Here is a 15,543-nt window from a genome sequence, read left to right on the forward strand (position 1 = left end):
TTGTCCGAGCCGCGGCCTGCCTGTTTAGTCAGGGACGCCCGGCCGATGGCAGGGCGTCGAACGCACGGAAGCGAGGGACACCATGAGCGGAAAAGCGTTACCGCGCAGGCTGATCACGATGGCGGCCGCCGTACTGACGGCGGCAGGCCTCACGATCACCGGCTCGGCCACGGCTTCGGCCGTGGACTACTACTACGAAATGCCGTACCCGGCGGGTGAGGCCTACACCATCTCGCAGGGACCGGAAGGCACCTTCTCCCACACCGGCCCCTACAACGAGTACGCCTGGGACATCGCACTCCCGGCCAACTACGAGGTGTCCGCCGCACAGGGCGGCCAGATCCTCGTCTCGGGCTGGTCGCCGTACTCGTCGAACGGCATCGAGGTGATCATCCGGCACTCCAACGGCACCTGCACGCAATACATCCACCTGAACCGGGCCATCTACAACGCGGGCACCTGGGTCCCGCAGGGCCGGATCATCGGCTGGTCGGGCAAGACCGGGGCGGCCACCGACTATCACCTGCACTACCAGGTGATCAACTGCTCCAACCGCGTGAGCATCCGCTCCACCCTGCAGGGCTGGACCCCGCCGACCGGTTCGCGACCGGTCAGCGTCAACACCAGGGCCTGAGCCCGCGGATCCGGCAGGACACCCGTGGCGCCGCGGGTGCTCCCCCGTCAGCCGTCCGATTTCGTGATGGTGACGCGCGCCGAGCCGGTCTGTTCGTCCTGCACCAGGATCTTCAGCCCGTTGCCTTCGTAGCGGGCGATGGCGAGGTTCGCGTTGTGGGTGTCGGCGTAGCCGAGATTCGGCAACGTCTCCGCGTAGAAACTCTTCGCACTCTCGGTGTCCACGCCGTCGATCCGGAACGACACGACGGTGTCATTCGCGCGCGGGGAGGGCGCCGTACCGCCCGGCGGCAGCGGGAACTCGGTCAACGGCCAGCCCGCGGGCATCGGATACGCCGACCCCGTGGCCGACGCTTGGCTCGATCCCGGACCTGCCGCGGGAGCGGCCGGCTGCGGATCACCACCACAACCGGCTATGGCCGAGCACGCGAACAGTACGGCCAGTACCGGCATCGAAATCCCACGCTTTTTCGTCATGACGGAAAACTACCCCTCACCGAAACTTCACCCGACAGTGGGTACGGCTCCGCATTTCATCGGTATTTCATCCGCGCTCATTAACGTTCGGCGCGGCAATACGACAGTGGGGAGAAACCGATGAAAAGAACCGGAGCGCGTTTGCTCGCGACCGCCGTCCTGTCCGTCGTCACCCTGGCCGGCGCGATCGCCGGCGCGGGAGCGGCGCAGGCGGCACCCGCCCGCCCGGACGGTCCGTGCGGGCCCGTCATGTTCGTCGTCCCGGGATATCAGGACGGCGGCGCGCAAAAGCTTCTCGACCGGGAACTCGCGCCGGGCGGCGCCGACCCGGTGCGCATTCCGTATCCGAACAGCGCGGGGGACGTCAATCTGTACGCCGACGTCGACGCCGGTGTCGCCAATCTCCGGACCGCGCTCTACAACCTCTATGTCACCTATGGCTGCGACCTCGAAACGAAGGTGTACATCGTCGGGTTCAGCCTCGGCGCGCTCGTCGCGGGCACGGTGCTGGAGACCGAGCCGCCCGGACGGAACATCCAGGGCGTGCTGTTCGCCGACGGGCGGCGGCAACCCGTCGAGTCGAACTGGCCGGGGGACCCCGGCGGGCTGATCGGGCATCTGCCCGTTCCCGGTCCCGGTGGCGCCGGTTTCCGGCCGGTCGATTCCTTCCGCTATCCGACCTTGAGCCTCTGCAACGGCCCCAACGCGGCGGGCGGCGCGGATCTGATCTGCTTCGGCGGCACCAATCTGGACAGCTACTTCAGCTCGCACCCGTACTACAGCTTCGAAGTGGCCAACGAGCTGAACATCCACGGCGAAGGCCCGTACCCGAACAACCTGCGCAACCGCGTCATCCCGTAACCCGCTCTGCGACCCTTCCCGGCCGGTCCGCCGGGAAGGGTTGCGTGGCCGGCCGCGGTCGTGCCCGTGCGGACACGACGGTCCGGACCTTCGGGCAGCCCTGCGCCGCGACCCTATTTCGACGCAACCCCATTCCGCTTCCGGCGTCTTCGGAGACAAAGCTTCAACAATGGATGCGAGAGGGGCGCTGAAATGAAATTCACCGCGAAGAAGACCGTCAAGACCGCCATTGTGGGCGGCGCACTCGCCGCCACCGCACTTCTTTCCGCGTGCACCGGGAACAATGTCACTGGAAATGGTTCTCCGGTGAAGAACGCTGCCGTCGAACAGGCTCAGCCGGGCGGTGGCCAAGGGGCGGCCGCCGGAGAGTCGTCGAATGGGGACGTCAACTGCAGCAAGCACGGCGGCCAGGTCGGCGCCCCCGGGCGGCCGAAGATGGACCTGATCGCGGTGGCCGCCACGGACGGCACCACCCCGGGCTGCACCGAGGCGTACAACGTGATCACCGAGTACTACGAGAAACTGCCGCAGGCCGAAGGCCCCGGCGAGCGGGTGCTCGACGTCCAGGGCAAGTGGACCTGCGCCCGCCTGACGGAATCCGGGACCGAGGTGGTCTGCGGCGTGCCGAACAGCTCCCTGCAGCTGGAGACCAGGCCCGCGGGCTCGGGGAAGGCGCCCGTCGAGCAGAACCGCAAGTTCCCGAATTCCACCCAGCGGGTGCAGTTCACCGGATACGACGCCAACCTGCGGATGGTCCGCTTCCAGCTGATCACCGGCCAGGACGACCCGGTCGACGGCAAGACCTACCGGCTCCCGCTGCAGAAGGGCGGCGAGGTGCTCAGCGCGGCCACCCTGTGCCCCGCCGAGTCGGTCACCATCGACGACGAGGGCTACGGCAGCCTGCCGTGCGGCCAGGACCAGCTGATCGAGCAGCTGCGAGAAGGCAATCCGGTGCTCGCGCTGATCAGCGTGAACGGCGCCGACCAGATCGCCACGGTCAAGGAGATCTACCGCTCCTGACCAGGGGAACCCACCAGCAGGCGGCCGGGCCACCCGGTCGCCTGCTTTCAAATGTTCAGAACATCTGGTGTTAACATCTCGACTATGCGCGTCCTCTTCGCCAGCCTTGCGTCGGTCGGCCACACCTATCCGCTGATCCCGCTCGCGATCGCCGCCAGGGACGCCGGGCACGAGGTGTTCTTCGCCGCCGGCGAGAACGTCCATCCGCCACTGCTCAGGAACGGCCTCCGACCGTTTCGGCCGGCGGACGCGTTCTACGAGATCTACGCCGAGGACCTCGAACCGGAGCTGGCACGGCTACGGCCCGACCTCGTCGTGCACGAATGGGGACAACCAGGGGTGGCCGTCGCCGCGGAACGCGCCGGAATACCGGGACTCTGGCACGGTTTCGGCCGCATGTTCCCCGACGGGATCGGGCTTCAGCCGCCGACGCGACCCGAGCGGCCGCATCTCGACATCTGCCCGCCTTCCTTGCAGGACAAGGACTTCCTCGCGACGGCCGAACGCGTCGAACTGCGTCCCGTTCCGTTCTCCGAACCGGCGGCGCGGCTCGAAACGACCGCGCGACCGTTGATCTACCTGACGCTCGGCACCGCGTTCGGCACGCCGGAAGTGCTCACCACGGCCATCCGGGGGCTGGCCACGCTCGGCGCGCACGTGGTCGTCGCCTCGGGACGGATCCGCCCGGAGGAACTCGGCGCCGTCCCGGGCAACGTCACGCTGCGGGCCTGGATATCGCAAACGGATTTGATGTCGCACGTCGACGCGGTGGTGCACCACGGCGGAAGCGGCACGACGCTCGGCGCGCTCGCCTCCGGTGTCCCGCAGCTGGTCCTCCCCCAGGGAGCCGACCACTTCGCCAACGCCGAAGCGCTGTGCACCGCGGGGGCCGCACTGAGCCTTCAGCCCGGCGAGCTGAGCGCGGAAGCCGTCGCCGCGCACACACGGACCCTGCTGGGGCGGAACGCCCATCGCGAGGCCGCCCGGGCGATCGCCGAGGAGATCGCCCGGATGCCCTCGCCCGACGAGGTCGCCCGCACCCTGCCGGAATGGACACAGGCCTCGTGAGTGGTCAGAACCCGAACAGCTCCTGCGGGATTTCGTAGTCGTCCGGCCAGGTCAGCCACGCGACGTCGGTCGGGCCGATGGCGCAGTTGGCCACCCGCCAGGACCGCGCGTCGTCGTCGACGCCCGTTTCGCTCTTCTTCTTGAGCAGGGCGACGTAGACGTCGGACATGACGCCGTCGGCCCGGCGGTTCTCGTAGATGGTGCCGGCGTAGTACGGACGGCCGGCTTCGGCGGGACGCATCGTGCCCTGCAGGAAAACCCAGGGACCGAGCCGGTCGAGCTGTTCCACGGCCACCCGGACCTGATCGCCGAACTCCTCGTCGAGCCGGGCGGTGGCGGCCTGGAGCACCGCTTCCCGGACCGGGTCGCCGGGATTCAGCGCCACCGGAAACGGTCGTGCGGACGGGGTGTACATCAAGCTACCTCCCACTGGCGGGCGGCGACGCGAGCGATCGCGTCCGCCTGCCCGGTGCTGCTACGGCGTTCTGTCGGATCAGGTCGGCGGGGTGAGGATCTTCACGAGGCCGCCACCGCCGCCCATGCTGATCTTCTGCGAACCGTCGGGGTTGACGTTGTTCGAGCCGATGAACTGGCCATCGCCCGCGTACAGCACGACGTGCCCGCCGTTGTTCGAGATCACCACGTCGCCGGGCTTCGCCTCGGAGAGCGGCACCGACCGCCAGCCGTCCGCTTCGAGGTTGGCCGACAGACCCGCGACCGAGGCACTGGCCTGCCCCTTGTCGATCAGGCCCGCCGCCTCGAGACAGCCGGAGACGAAGTTCGCGCAGTTGACGTTGTTGGGCACCCACGACTGCATGGCGGGGAGCTCACCGCTGCCCTTGAGGTCGCCGGCGTTGCGGCCGAGGAACTTCTCCGCGATCTTCGCCGGGTTGTCGCCTCGGGCGTCGATCGGCTTGGCGGGCCTGCCGTCGCCCGGCACGCCTCCGCCTCCTCCGCCGCCACCACCGCCGCCTCCGCCACCGCCGCCGTCTCCACCGCCGTAGCTGGGTGTGCCGCTCAGCTGCTGGTTGACCGGCTTGGCGTGGACGCTCGACGCCGTGGTCTGGCCGTCGTCGGCGGGGATCAGCTCGAGGAAACCGCCTTCGATCTCCAGGCCGAGCGGCTTGAGGAGATCGTCGATCTGCTTCTCGGCGTCGTCGAGCGCCTTCTCGATCTCGTCCTTCTTGCCGTTCGAGTCTTTTTCGTTGAGCGTCCGGAGCCGCTCGATGTCCGACGCGGCCGCAGCGATCTCGTTGTCGTCCTCGGAGCTGTTCTTCCGGCGGCGGGCCGAATCGATCAGCTTGCGGTTGTCCGCGTCCTTGTCGTTGGCTTCCTGGGCGAGTTGTGCGACCTTCTTCTTGACCTCGTCCATGATCTCGGAGACCCGCTGGAGGATGTTCTTGGCCGCCTCGGCCTTGTCACTCACCTTGTAGCTGGCCTTGCCGAGCTTTTCGAGATGGTCGGCGACGGCGTCGGCGTCCTTGCCCTCCCAGTGGCGCAGGACGTCGTCACGGAAGACCTTGAGGTCGTCGCCGAGGTCGTTGGCCCGGGTGGCGGCTCCGCCGACCTTCCTGGCCTGGTCGTTGACCGCGCCCGAGTTGAGCTTCTGCGTCTGCTGGGCGTGCTTGTCGATGGCGTCCAGCGACTTCGGGCGGTCGTGCGACGGGTCGTCGAGCGTGCTCGGATTCCGCTCCGCGGTGGTCATCGGTAAATCCCCCTGGTTCCCGTCTTCAGTCCGATCAGTCCCGCTCGCGAGCGTGGCCGCGGAGGGTGTCGACACCCGCGGCCTCGTCGTTGCGCATCCGCTGCGCGGCGTTGGCCAGCGCGTTCGACGCGGCGTCGACGAGCTTCGCGGCGGCCGCCAGCTCGGCGTTCACACCGCGGTGGAAACCCTTCATCGTGGTCCCCGTGCTGGCCGCGTTCTTCAGGTCGCCGAACGCCGCTCCGGGATCACCGTCGCCCAGGTCCTTGCCCGTGCCGGTGTAGCCCTCTTTGAGCCCGCCGACCTTCTTGGCCAGCGCGGCGATCTGCTCTGGATCGAATCGGCGAGTCATGAATGATCCTCCAGCCCGTGCTTGCCTGACCCATATTGCTCTACCGCGCACCCTATGAGTTCCCACCCACGCGTGCGCACCGTTTCCGTAAACGCGATGACGCCGTTCGTGTACACCGACGCATCCGGCCGCGCGTTGGTTCCCGGAAGATTTCCACGGCGTCCCCGGAGGGGAGATCTTACCCTCCCTGCACCGGCCGGGAGCAGCCGAAGCTCACCCGGTCGGGGCTTTGCCAGAATGGGCCGCGATGACCATCGATCGGCGCACTCGCGCATTGACCTCCCTGTACGGCTTGACCCTCGGCGACGCGCTGGGTTCCCAGTTCTTCGTCCCCGCCAATCGCGACCACTGGGCACGGCGGCAGCCGCCGCCCGGCCCGTGGCAATGGACCGACGACGCCGAGATGGCGTGTTCCGTTTTCGCCGTCCTCGACCGGGCCGGCCACATCGACCAAGACCTGCTCGCCGCGAGCTTCGCGACGCACCACGACTTCGACCGCGGCTACGGCCCGTCCATGAACCGCTTGCTGCGTCTCGTCCGCCAGGGCGGCTCGTGGCGTGAACTCGTCACGGATCTGTTCGACGGGCAGGGTTCCTGGGGCAACGGCGCGGCGATGCGCGTCGCGCCGCTCGGCGCCTGGTTCGGCGGCGAGCCCGACGAGGCAGCGCACCAGGCCGCGCTTTCGGCCGAGGTGACCCACACCCATCCGGACGGGGTGGCGGGCGCGATCGCTATCGCGGTCGCCGCCTCGCTGGCCGCCACCCCGGACCCGCCGTCACCGAAGGACTTCCTCGACCAGGTGCTGCGGCGGGTGCCGCCGGGCCGCGTGCACGACGGTGTCCGAGCCGCCATCCGCCTGGCCGACGAGCCCTCGGCCGCGACCGCCGCCCACGAACTGGGCAACGGCAGCCACACGGGCGCCCACGACACGGTGCCCTTCACCCTGTGGGTGGCGGCCCGCCACCTCGACGACTACGAGAAGGCCTTCTGGACCACGGCGGCCGCCGGTGGCGACGTGGACACCACCTGCGCCATCGTCGGCGGCATCGTCGCGACGCGTGTCGGTGCCGACGGCCTGCCGCCGTCCTGGCGGGACACCTGCGAACCGCTGCCGGATTGGGCGGCCTAGGCCGTGTCCTGTAAGTCTGTTCGATGGGATTCGTGATCCAGGTGGTTCCTGGCGGTGCGGGCGGGTCGGCCTCGTACCGGGTCGTACTCGGCCGAGCCCGCCCGTGCCGTCAGGGACCGCCTGGGCGCGAAGACCGCGAACAAGACTTGCAGGACACGGCCTAGACCAGGCCGAGTTCGCGCGCCCGGACTCCGGCCTGAAAGCGGGACTCGGCGCCGAGGGCGGCCATCAGTTCGGCCACCCGGCGCCGGTAGGTCCGCACGCCGAGGCCGAGGGTCCGGGCGGCGGCTTCGTCCTTGACGCCGCTGCCGAGCAGGTCCAGCACCGCGGGCGCGAGCCGCCGGATCTCGGACACCTGCGCGTCGAAGACGGCGAGTTCGGTCGCCGATCGCCAGGCCGCCTCGAACAGCGACATCACGCCCTGCACGGTTTCGGGCTGGGTGATGACGCTGTAGCCGCGATGCCCGGCGCTGAGGTCACCGGCGAGGATGACGAGCCTGCCGTCCAGGACGATCGTCTCGTTGAGGTCCTCGGTGGAGATCCGGACCTGGGCTCCGTGCCGGTCGCGGACCCTCGCGAGCTCCTGCGCGGCGCCCTCGTCGAGCAGCAGCCCGGCGCGGTAGATCTTGCGGATCCGGACCTGGCCGGCCCGGCGCTCGGCGAGCTCGCCGGCTCCGTGGGCGGCGACCCAGGTCGCGAGGTCGTTGGCCGCGCACGCCAGGTCGGTCACGGTCGAGAACAGATGCCCGACGCGGCGGAACAGCTCCTCCTCGCCGCGCACGACCGTGACCGCATCACTCGTCCGCATGACACCGATACTGCCCCAGCCGCGCGACCACGTGGCAGCTTGTTGCCATTTTCTGACTACGGACGGCCTCCTCACGACTCTGGTGGTCATGACGAACTTTCACGACACCTGGCGGCTCGGCGACCTCACCGTCAACCGCCTCGGGCTCGGCGCGATGCGGCTGACCGGGATGCCCTGGGACGAGCGACCCAAGAGCCGCGAGGACGCGATCACGGTCCTGCGCCGCGCGATCGAGCTCGGCGTCAACCACATCGACACGGCTTCGTTCTACTTCACGCCCAGGCGTTCGGCGAACGAGCTGATCGCGACCGCGCTCCAGCCGTATCCCGAAGACCTCGTGATCACCACGAAGGTCGGCGCGGGCCGCGACCGTGACAGCGAGTTCTCCTTCGCCCGGCCGGATCGGCTGCGCGGCCAGGTCGAGGAGAACATCCGGCAACTCGGCCTCGACCACCTCGACGTCGTCAATCTGCGCTGGGGCGCCGCGATGGGCAAGGAGCCCGGCTCGGTGGCCGACCATTTCGGCGCGCTGGCGGAGCTGCGCGAGGCGGGCCTGATCCGCCATCTGGGTGTCTCCAACGTCGTGGCGGATCAGCTGACCGAGGCTTTGTCGATCGCTCCGGTGGTCTGTGTGCAGAACCGCTACGGCCTGGCCGACCGCGAGGACGACGCCCTGCTCGGCCTGTGCGGCGAGCTCGGCATCGCGTTCGTGCCGTTCTTCGCCGTCACGACCTCGATTCCCGGCGCTGCTTCGCCTGGCACCGTTCGCGGCGAGGCCGAGGTCGCGAAGGTCGCCGCGGCGCACGACGCGACTTCGGCGCAGATCCGGCTCGCCTGGACGCTGCACCGCGGCGCGCACGTCCTCGCCATCCCCGGGACCGGCGATCCCGGGCATCTGGCGGAGAACGTCGCGGCGGGCGGCCTGCGGTTGAGCGAGGAGGAGCTCGCCTTGCTGGACGGTGTGGGTCGAGGGTGACCTCGCGTGAGCGGCGTTCCTACCGCAGTGCGCGGTTGGACGACACGCGTGATCAGCGGGACGCCTCGCCGTGTCGTCCAACCAGTCACGCGTGTCGTCCATCGGCTCACGCGTGTCGTCCAACCAGTCACGCGAAACGGCCGATCCCGCACCGAAGCCTCACCAGCGGACCCGGCGGTCCACGGCGACCCAGTTCGTCTCCCAGGTCGTCCCGCCGTCGGCCGAGAACGCCTGCTCGAATCGCGCCTCGTCCGCGCCTTGCCGGAAGACGAGGAAACGCACCTTGATCGGACGGCCGCCGAGCTGGTCGTCGCCGTGGAACTCGCCGACGCCGTCATGGAACCCGCCGTAGACCGACGGGGTGAGCAGCCCGTCGCGCATGTTGACGAAGGTCAGGCTCCACCGCTGCGCCTGCGGTTCGTACAGCCGCAGGTTGAGCGCGTCGATGCGCCCGTCCGGGCCCGAAACCTCGAATTCGAGGGCGTTCGCCCGCCGGTCCATGAGCGGGCGGACGGTGCTGGTGCCCGCGAACTGGAGCCACTGGTCCGCGGACTCCGAAAGCGGCTCGGCGAGCACCCGCACCGTGGAGCGCCAGGTGCCGATCTCCCAGTCGAACGCGCGCTGGGGATCGGTGCCCGAGGTCGACGCGTCGCCCGACGCCGCCGTCGCGACCAGCATCAGGGCCGAAAGGCCCACTGTCAGGATTCGTTTGTATGGCACGGTCATGGTCCGAACTATCCGAGCGGAGGACGACCATGGACAAGAAGGCACTTCCGGGTAACCTTCCCCGTCCCAACCCGCTGCCGGGCTGTCCGATGGCCGCGGCGTTCGCCGCGATCGGCGGGAAATGGAAACTGACGCTGCTGTACTGGCTCGCCCACGGCGAATCCCATTTCGCCGGCCTCCGCCGCCGGGGCGCCCCCATCACGCCCAAGGTGCTGGCCGAACAGCTCCGCGAACTCGAAGCCGACGGACTCGTCGAACGCGTGGTCACCGGGCCGGTCCCGGCGCGCGTCATCTACCGGCTCACTCCTTACGGTGCCACGGTTCTGCCGGTGGTCGAGGGAGTCCGGGTCTGGGGCGAGGCGCATCTCGAACGCACCCGTGGCGACGCCGCACCGAACGCCGCGATGGGCTGCGCCGACGCGATCGGATAGCGATCTCGCGTGATTGAACGGCGATCATGCGTGATTGAAGAGCGATCTCGCGTGATTGGAGGGCGCACACGAGGTCAGCGCGCTCCGGAGCGGCGGGCGGCGGTGGCCGTGGCGAGGGTCTGCAGGACCTCTTGGGTGGCGGCGAGGTCGATGCAGGCGTCCGTGATGGACTGGCCGTAGGTGAGCGGCCGGTCGGGGTGGAGGTCCTGGCGGCCGGCCTGGAGGTTGGATTCGAGCATGACGCCGACGATGCCGCGCTGACCGTTCTTGATCTGTTCGGCGATCTGGCCCGCGACGACGGGCTGCCGCAGGTGGTCCTTGCGGCTGTTGTCGTGGCTGGCGTCGATCACGACCCGGCGGGGCAGTCCCGCGTTCTGCAGCGTGGTGAGCGCCGCGCGGACGGACGCCGGGTTGTGGTTCGGCGCGCTGTTGCCGCCGCGCAGCACGAGGTGACAGTCCGGGTTGCCGACGGTGTGCAGGATCGCGGGCAGGCCACTGGGGTCGACACCGGGGACGACGTGCCGGGCTTCGGCGGCGCGGATCGCGTCGACCGCGACACCGACATCGCCGTCGCGGCGGTTCTTGAACCCGACCGGCATGGACAGGCCGCTCGCCAGCATGCGGTGGTTCTGGCTTTCCACGGTGCGCGCGCCGATCGCGCCCCACGAGACGGTGTCGGCCAGGTACGCCGGGATCGTGGTGTCCAGCCATTCGCAAGCGGCGGGCAGACCACCCTCGGCGAGTTCGAGGAGCAGGTCCCTGGCGACGCGCAGCCCGCGGTTGACGTCGCCGGTGCCGTCGAGGTGCGGATCGTTGATGAGCCCCTTCCAGCCGCCGACCGTACGGGGCTTTTCGAAGTACACGCGCATGACGACCAGGAGTTCGTCGACGAACCGGCCGGCGAGCGCGGCCAGCCGGTCGGCGTATTCGAGTGCCGCGGCGGGATCGTGGATGGAACAGGGCCCGGCGATCACGAGCAGCCTGTCGTCCGTGCCGTCGAGGACGCGGAGGACGTTTTCCCTGCCGTGGCGCACCGTGTCGGCCGCGGTCGCGCTGAGCGGCAGTTCGTGGTGCAGCAGGGCGGGTGTGACCAGCGGGACCATCCGGTCGATGCGCTGGTTGTCGAGTTCGACCGTGGCGATCGTTGTCATCACAGATATCCAGGGTTTCTGCCTGCACCGGGTGCGGGAAAGCCGGGGTTTCCCGGCCCGGGCGGCGGTCTCGGGTGAACTAAGAAGCAGGCCCGGCATTTACTCGAGCGAGAGTTCTCTTACCCCGAATGTTCCACCATCCGCCACGCGGAACAATGGTCCAACCCGAATTCAGTGACCGGTCCAGATCGGATCCCGTTTCTCGGCGAAGGCACGGGCGCCCTCGCCCGCGTCCGCGCTCGTCCGTCGCCGTTCTTCCCACGGATACGAGGTTTTGAACGCCTCTTCGAGCGGGAGGTCGAGCGATCGCAGCGCGGCCTCCTTGATCGCCCGTACCGAAAGCGGAGCGGCGTGCACCAGGTCGTCCGTCCATTCGGCGACGCACCGATCCAATTCCGGGAACGGGACGACTTCGTTGACCAGTCCGTGGCGCAACGCCGTCGCCGCGTCCATTCTGCGCCCGGTCAGCAGATATCCCATCGCCACCTTCTGCGGAAGCTGGCGCGGCAGCCGGAACACCCCGCCCGCCCCGGCGATCAGGCCGAGACGGACCTCCGGCAAGCCGAAGACCGCGTCGTCGGAAGCGACGACGATGTCGCACGCGAGCACCAGTTCGAAACCGCCGCCCAGCGCGTAGCCGTGCACGCGCGCGACCACCGGTTTGGACAGTGTGAACCGGTCGGTCAGCCGGGGATGGCCCGGCTGACCGCTGCTGCCGAACGTCGACGCTTCGACGCCTTCGTCGGTCAGCCGCGCGCGTTCCTTGAGGTCCTGCCCGACGGAGAACGCCCGATCCCCCGCCCCGGTCAGGACCACGGCCCTGACGTCGTCGTCGGCTTCGACGTCGTCCCAGATCCCGGCGAGTTCCGCGTGCATCCGCCGGTCCATCGCGTTCAGCGCCTCGGGCCGGTCCATCGTCACGTAGGCGACGTGGTCCTTCTTCTCGTACCGGACGCCGTTCATCGCGAGCCCACCGCGAAGCCGTCCACCTTGCCGATCACGTCCGCGCCGTAGATGCGCAAAGCCTGCTGCAACGCGAATTCGGCGATATACCGGCGGAATTCCTCCGGTGGTTCCTCCGAAAGGTTCACCATGCGCCGGTTGGCGGCGACGGCTTCCCCGTCGAGCCGGGCGAGCGCGCCGTCGATGGCCGCGTCCATCTCCTCCGGCGGCACGACCTCGTCGACGATCGAGCGGGCGTCCGGCTCGTCCGCCCGGAGCTTGCGGCCGCCGAGGATCACCTGCCGGGCCACGCGCGGCCCGGCGATCCGGGAAAGCCGGAAGTTGGACACGCCGGGGATGATCCCCTCCTTGGCCGCGGGCAGGCTGAGGTACGCGTCGGACGCCGCCAGCACGTGGTCGAAGACCAGCAGCAGCTGGGTTCCGCCGCCGATGGCGAAGGAATCGACGGCCGCCATCCAGGGTTTGCCGGTGAACCGGGAATGCCAGGAATCGTCCGTGAGCAGACCGCGGAAGATCTTCTGGATGTACCCCGTTTCCCGCCGCAGCAGGAAATCCACCAGCGGGATGTCGCCGGAGCTGAGCTTCTTGAGGTTGATCCCCGCGCAGAACACCCGGCGCCCGAGATAGCGGGGATGGCTCATCACCCCGCCCCGCAGCAGTCCCACCCGGACGGACGGGTCGAGCAGCACCAGGTCGACCGCGGTCTCCATGTCGTCGACCTGCTGGGCGTCCTCGGCGTTCAGGCAGTCGTCCCGGCACAGGGTCAGGTGCGCGACACCGTCCCGGCGCTCCAGCCGGACGGCCTCCATCCGCACGAGCCCGGTTTCGAGGAACTCCGGGAGCAGCCGCTGAGCCCTGGCGGTGGGCCTGAGCATGGCGTCGAGCAGATGCGGGCCCGCCTTCGGCGCGCGCAGGATCCCGCGCAGGAAGATGCCCTGATCGATCTCGCGCCCTTCCTTCTCCGCCTGCGGCCGCGCCCGCTCGGCCGCCATCTGCTCCTCCGACGGCACCAGACCGGGAAAGGCGAGCGCGGCGGCGCGGACGAGTTCGTCGAGCCGCAGGTACCGCGTCCGGCCGCCGGTGAGTTCGGCGTAGAGCTCCTCGGCGTGCGCCTCGACGAAGGCCGCGCGCAGCGTCCGGACCTCGTCGTCGACCCGGTGGGCCTCCCCCGCCAGGGCCCGGAGGTCGAGCCCTGGCGAAAGAGCCGTCACGACTTGGCTTCCCGCCGCAGGGCCCGGTCCGCCGCGGCCAGGTGGGAACCGAGCGCCTCTTCGAAGGTGGTCGAGCCCGCTTCGAAGATCAGCTGCCGCCGGATCGCCGTCTCGGCGCCGTCCACGACGACGTCCAGCTCCGCCAGCGTCTTCGCCGGATCGTCGGAGACCTCGTCGATCAGGTCGAGGGCGAGCGCGCGCTCCGTCCCGATCGGGGCCCCGAGCAGGACGGCCCGGCGGATGCCCGCCGCTCCGGCCTGTTTGGTGAGCCGGTAGACGGTCATACCCGGCCAGGTGCCACCGCCCGCCGACGCGAGCCGCAGCGTGGTGCCCGGTTCGGCGATCCGGATGTCGGCGGCGAGGAGGAGGTCCAAGGCCGTCCCGGCGCATTCGCCCGACGCCACCGCGGCCGTGAGCCTGCCGAGGCGTTCGAACCGGCGCACGACCCGCTCCCATTTGGACACGAGCCCGACCGCCAGCCCCTTCGCCCAGTCGGCGGGCGGGGCCCCGGTGACGTGGATGGTCACCGGTCCCGGTTCACGCTGGTCCTCGGCTCGATCGCAGAACGCGCCGATCTCCTCGACGGCCGCGGCCGACAGCGGACGGGATCCGTCGAAGCGCAGCACCAGTTCGCCCTTGATTTCGTTACGCGTCACCATTGAATAAGCGCCATTTCGATTGTGGAGCCAGGCCCCATGGTCATGAGCACGCCGTAGTCCCCCGGGCGGGCGACGTCTTCGTCGGCGAGCCGCTCGTAGGAGAAGAGGAAGGAGCCGCTGGAGAGGTTCCCGTAGTCGCGGAGCACACCGGTGGTGTGGCGCACGTCGTGCCGGCTCAGGCCGAGGTTGACGACGACGGCGTCGATCACCTTCTTCCCGCCCGAATGCACCAGCCAGTGGCCGATGTCGCTGCGGCGCAGGCCCGTCCCGGACAGGAGCCGGTCGATGACGATTTCGGCGTGCGCACCGACCACGTAGGGGATCTGCGGGTCGAGGAAGAAACTGAACCGGTCCTGGTCACGGTCCCAGTCGTAGCGCATCGCGTCGACCGCGTCGGTGATGATGTAGCTGGCGAATTTGAGGACGCGCGGACCCGGCACGCGCCCGTCACCGGAAACGAGCGCGAGCGCCGCGGATCCGTCGCCGAAAAGACTGTTGACCACCGCGGTCCGCATCGTGCCGTCCAGCGCGTAGGCGGCGGAACACGCCTCGCTGCACAGGACGACGCCGAGTTCGCCGGGATGCGCCGCGGACCAGCCCGCGACCACGTTGAGCGCGTTGAGACCGGCGTTGCAGCCCATGCCCACGATGTCCGAGCGGCTGCAATGCGGGTCGATGCCCATTTCCCGGATGATGAGCGCGCTCAAGCCGGGCGTCAGGAACCCGGTCGAGGTGACACAGCACAGGTGGCGCAGATCCGAAAGCGTCGCGCCCGCCGACTTCAGGCAGGCTTCCAAGGCGCGGCAACCCATGTCGACGGCGATCCTCTTGTGCTTGTCGAGGAGGTCGCCCTGCGGTTCGGTCGCGCGGGCGCCGCCGGGACCCTCCGGCGGCAGGGTGAGGAAACGCCGGTCGATGGCGCTGTTCAGGAAGACCGAGCGGATCTTCGGATCCTCGATGTCGAGGATTTCGAGAAGTTCGGTCTGTGAGTACGACGACTCGGACACCGCGGTGCCCACGCCGGCGAATCGGGTGATCTCGGTGAGTCCGGTGAGGACGGAAAGGTCCTCGGCCGGTTCGATGATGGCCGTCATCGGTACATCCACCCCCATGTTCTGAGCTTGCTACGAAGCAGCTGCTTGAACTGCGCAGCGGGCATTGGTCTCACCTTTCGCGGATCTCAGTGGACATTTCCGAAATTAGGCTTCGGCGAACTCGATGGTCAACGCGTCCAAGCCCGGAAACCGTTACCGGCTCACGATTCGGTACCCGGTGGGGCAGGTTGCGAAAGCCACTTTCGCAACGTTGAAGGTTGGGAAAGTGGCTTTCGCAACATCAGTGGCCTGCCCAAGCCCGCTAGCGTCATCAGGCGACCG

The 15,543-nt window shown here is 69.1% G+C and carries 18 protein-coding genes; 7 read left to right on the forward strand and 11 right to left on the reverse strand.

Annotated features, from left to right (window positions below):
* Positions 1-82: 82 nt before the first annotated feature.
* A complete protein-coding gene (locus ACSMFO_RS15580) occupies positions 83-634 on the forward strand; it encodes a M23 family metallopeptidase (protein WP_436459137.1) in 552 nt (183 codons plus the stop codon).
* Between the two features lie 47 nt (positions 635-681).
* Here ACSMFO_RS15580 and ACSMFO_RS15585 read toward each other — a convergent pair whose 3' ends face one another.
* Positions 682-1,110 carry a hypothetical protein gene (locus ACSMFO_RS15585; RefSeq protein WP_436459139.1) on the reverse strand — a complete coding sequence of 143 codons (429 nt, stop codon included), beginning with the start codon at positions 1,108-1,110 and terminating at the stop codon, positions 682-684.
* A gap of 120 nt (positions 1,111-1,230) precedes the next feature.
* Between ACSMFO_RS15585 and ACSMFO_RS15590 the strand changes: the two genes are divergently transcribed.
* The 3 genes from ACSMFO_RS15590 to ACSMFO_RS15600 all read left to right on the forward strand — a co-directional run bounded on the left by ACSMFO_RS15590 (position 1,231) and on the right by ACSMFO_RS15600 (position 4,059).
* Positions 1,231-1,971, forward strand: coding sequence for a hypothetical protein (locus ACSMFO_RS15590; protein WP_436459141.1), 741 nt, complete (start codon positions 1,231-1,233; stop codon positions 1,969-1,971).
* A 192-nt stretch (positions 1,972-2,163) separates the two neighbouring features.
* Positions 2,164-2,991 (forward strand): hypothetical protein, encoded by an 828-nt coding sequence (locus tag ACSMFO_RS15595; RefSeq protein WP_436459143.1) that lies wholly within the window; start codon positions 2,164-2,166, stop codon positions 2,989-2,991.
* An 84-nt stretch (positions 2,992-3,075) separates the two neighbouring features.
* A complete protein-coding gene (locus ACSMFO_RS15600; protein ID WP_436459145.1) occupies positions 3,076-4,059 on the forward strand; it encodes a glycosyltransferase in 984 nt (327 codons plus the stop codon).
* A gap of 4 nt (positions 4,060-4,063) precedes the next feature.
* Here the strand turns inward: ACSMFO_RS15600 and ACSMFO_RS15605 are convergent, their stop codons facing one another.
* The 3 genes from ACSMFO_RS15605 to ACSMFO_RS15615 form a co-directional block, all read right to left on the reverse strand.
* The gene (locus tag ACSMFO_RS15605) at positions 4,064-4,474 is read right to left on the reverse strand and encodes a hypothetical protein (protein ID WP_360134156.1); all 411 of its coding nucleotides are present in this window, start codon (positions 4,472-4,474) and stop codon (positions 4,064-4,066) included.
* A gap of 78 nt (positions 4,475-4,552) precedes the next feature.
* On the reverse strand, positions 4,553-5,764 hold the full coding sequence (locus tag ACSMFO_RS15610; RefSeq protein WP_436459147.1) for a peptidoglycan-binding protein: 1,212 nt from the start codon (positions 5,762-5,764) through the stop codon (positions 4,553-4,555).
* Between the two features lie 34 nt (positions 5,765-5,798).
* Positions 5,799-6,113: a hypothetical protein gene (locus tag ACSMFO_RS15615; protein WP_038518188.1), complete on the reverse strand. Its 315-nt coding sequence runs from the start codon at positions 6,111-6,113 to the stop codon at positions 5,799-5,801.
* A gap of 247 nt (positions 6,114-6,360) precedes the next feature.
* Here ACSMFO_RS15615 and ACSMFO_RS15620 point away from each other — a divergent pair, with 247 nt between their 5' ends.
* A complete protein-coding gene (locus ACSMFO_RS15620; protein ID WP_436459149.1) occupies positions 6,361-7,242 on the forward strand; it encodes an ADP-ribosylglycohydrolase family protein in 882 nt (293 codons plus the stop codon).
* A gap of 160 nt (positions 7,243-7,402) precedes the next feature.
* Here ACSMFO_RS15620 and ACSMFO_RS15625 read toward each other — a convergent pair whose 3' ends face one another.
* Positions 7,403-8,050 (reverse strand): DNA-binding response regulator, encoded by a 648-nt coding sequence (locus tag ACSMFO_RS15625; RefSeq protein ID WP_436459151.1) that lies wholly within the window; start codon positions 8,048-8,050, stop codon positions 7,403-7,405.
* Between the two features lie 88 nt (positions 8,051-8,138).
* On the opposite strand from ACSMFO_RS15625, the gene ACSMFO_RS15630 reads away from it, so the two are divergent.
* Positions 8,139-9,026, forward strand: a complete 888-nt coding sequence (locus ACSMFO_RS15630; protein ID WP_436459152.1) for an oxidoreductase — start codon at positions 8,139-8,141, stop codon at positions 9,024-9,026.
* 159 nt (positions 9,027-9,185) lie between these two features.
* Here ACSMFO_RS15630 and ACSMFO_RS15635 read toward each other — a convergent pair whose 3' ends face one another.
* The gene (locus ACSMFO_RS15635; protein WP_038518197.1) at positions 9,186-9,752 is read right to left on the reverse strand and encodes a hypothetical protein; all 567 of its coding nucleotides are present in this window, start codon (positions 9,750-9,752) and stop codon (positions 9,186-9,188) included.
* A 29-nt stretch (positions 9,753-9,781) separates the two neighbouring features.
* Here ACSMFO_RS15635 and ACSMFO_RS15640 point away from each other — a divergent pair, with 29 nt between their 5' ends.
* Positions 9,782-10,183: a winged helix-turn-helix transcriptional regulator gene (locus ACSMFO_RS15640; RefSeq protein ID WP_228694658.1), complete on the forward strand. Its 402-nt coding sequence runs from the start codon at positions 9,782-9,784 to the stop codon at positions 10,181-10,183.
* A gap of 74 nt (positions 10,184-10,257) precedes the next feature.
* Here ACSMFO_RS15640 and ACSMFO_RS15645 read toward each other — a convergent pair whose 3' ends face one another.
* The 5 genes from ACSMFO_RS15645 to dpgA all read right to left on the reverse strand — a co-directional run bounded on the left by ACSMFO_RS15645 (position 10,258) and on the right by dpgA (position 15,261).
* Positions 10,258-11,334 (reverse strand): 3-deoxy-7-phosphoheptulonate synthase, encoded by a 1,077-nt coding sequence (locus tag ACSMFO_RS15645; protein ID WP_436459155.1) that lies wholly within the window; start codon positions 11,332-11,334, stop codon positions 10,258-10,260.
* A 171-nt stretch (positions 11,335-11,505) separates the two neighbouring features.
* Entirely contained in the window at positions 11,506-12,297 is a 792-nt protein-coding gene (gene dpgD / locus ACSMFO_RS15650) for an enoyl-CoA-hydratase DpgD (RefSeq protein ID WP_436459157.1), read from the reverse strand.
* Complete coding sequence (gene dpgC, locus ACSMFO_RS15655) at positions 12,294-13,508, reverse strand: (3,5-dihydroxyphenyl)acetyl-CoA 1,2-dioxygenase DpgC (RefSeq protein WP_436459159.1); 1,215 nt, start codon at positions 13,506-13,508, stop codon at positions 12,294-12,296. Before dpgC ends, dpgD begins: the two co-directional genes overlap by 4 nt.
* Positions 13,505-14,167, reverse strand: a complete 663-nt coding sequence (gene dpgB / locus ACSMFO_RS15660; protein WP_038518205.1) for an enoyl-CoA-hydratase DpgB — start codon at positions 14,165-14,167, stop codon at positions 13,505-13,507. Before dpgB ends, dpgC begins: the two co-directional genes overlap by 4 nt.
* Positions 14,161-15,261: a 3,5-dihydroxyphenylacetyl-CoA synthase DpgA gene (dpgA, locus tag ACSMFO_RS15665; RefSeq protein ID WP_038518209.1), complete on the reverse strand. Its 1,101-nt coding sequence runs from the start codon at positions 15,259-15,261 to the stop codon at positions 14,161-14,163. The genes dpgB and dpgA overlap by 7 nt, the downstream gene beginning before the upstream one ends.
* Positions 15,262-15,543: the final 282 nt, after the last annotated feature.

Source organism: Amycolatopsis sp. w19, from assembly GCF_051373225.1.
Lineage (GTDB): Bacteria > Actinomycetota > Actinomycetes > Mycobacteriales > Pseudonocardiaceae > Amycolatopsis > Amycolatopsis japonica.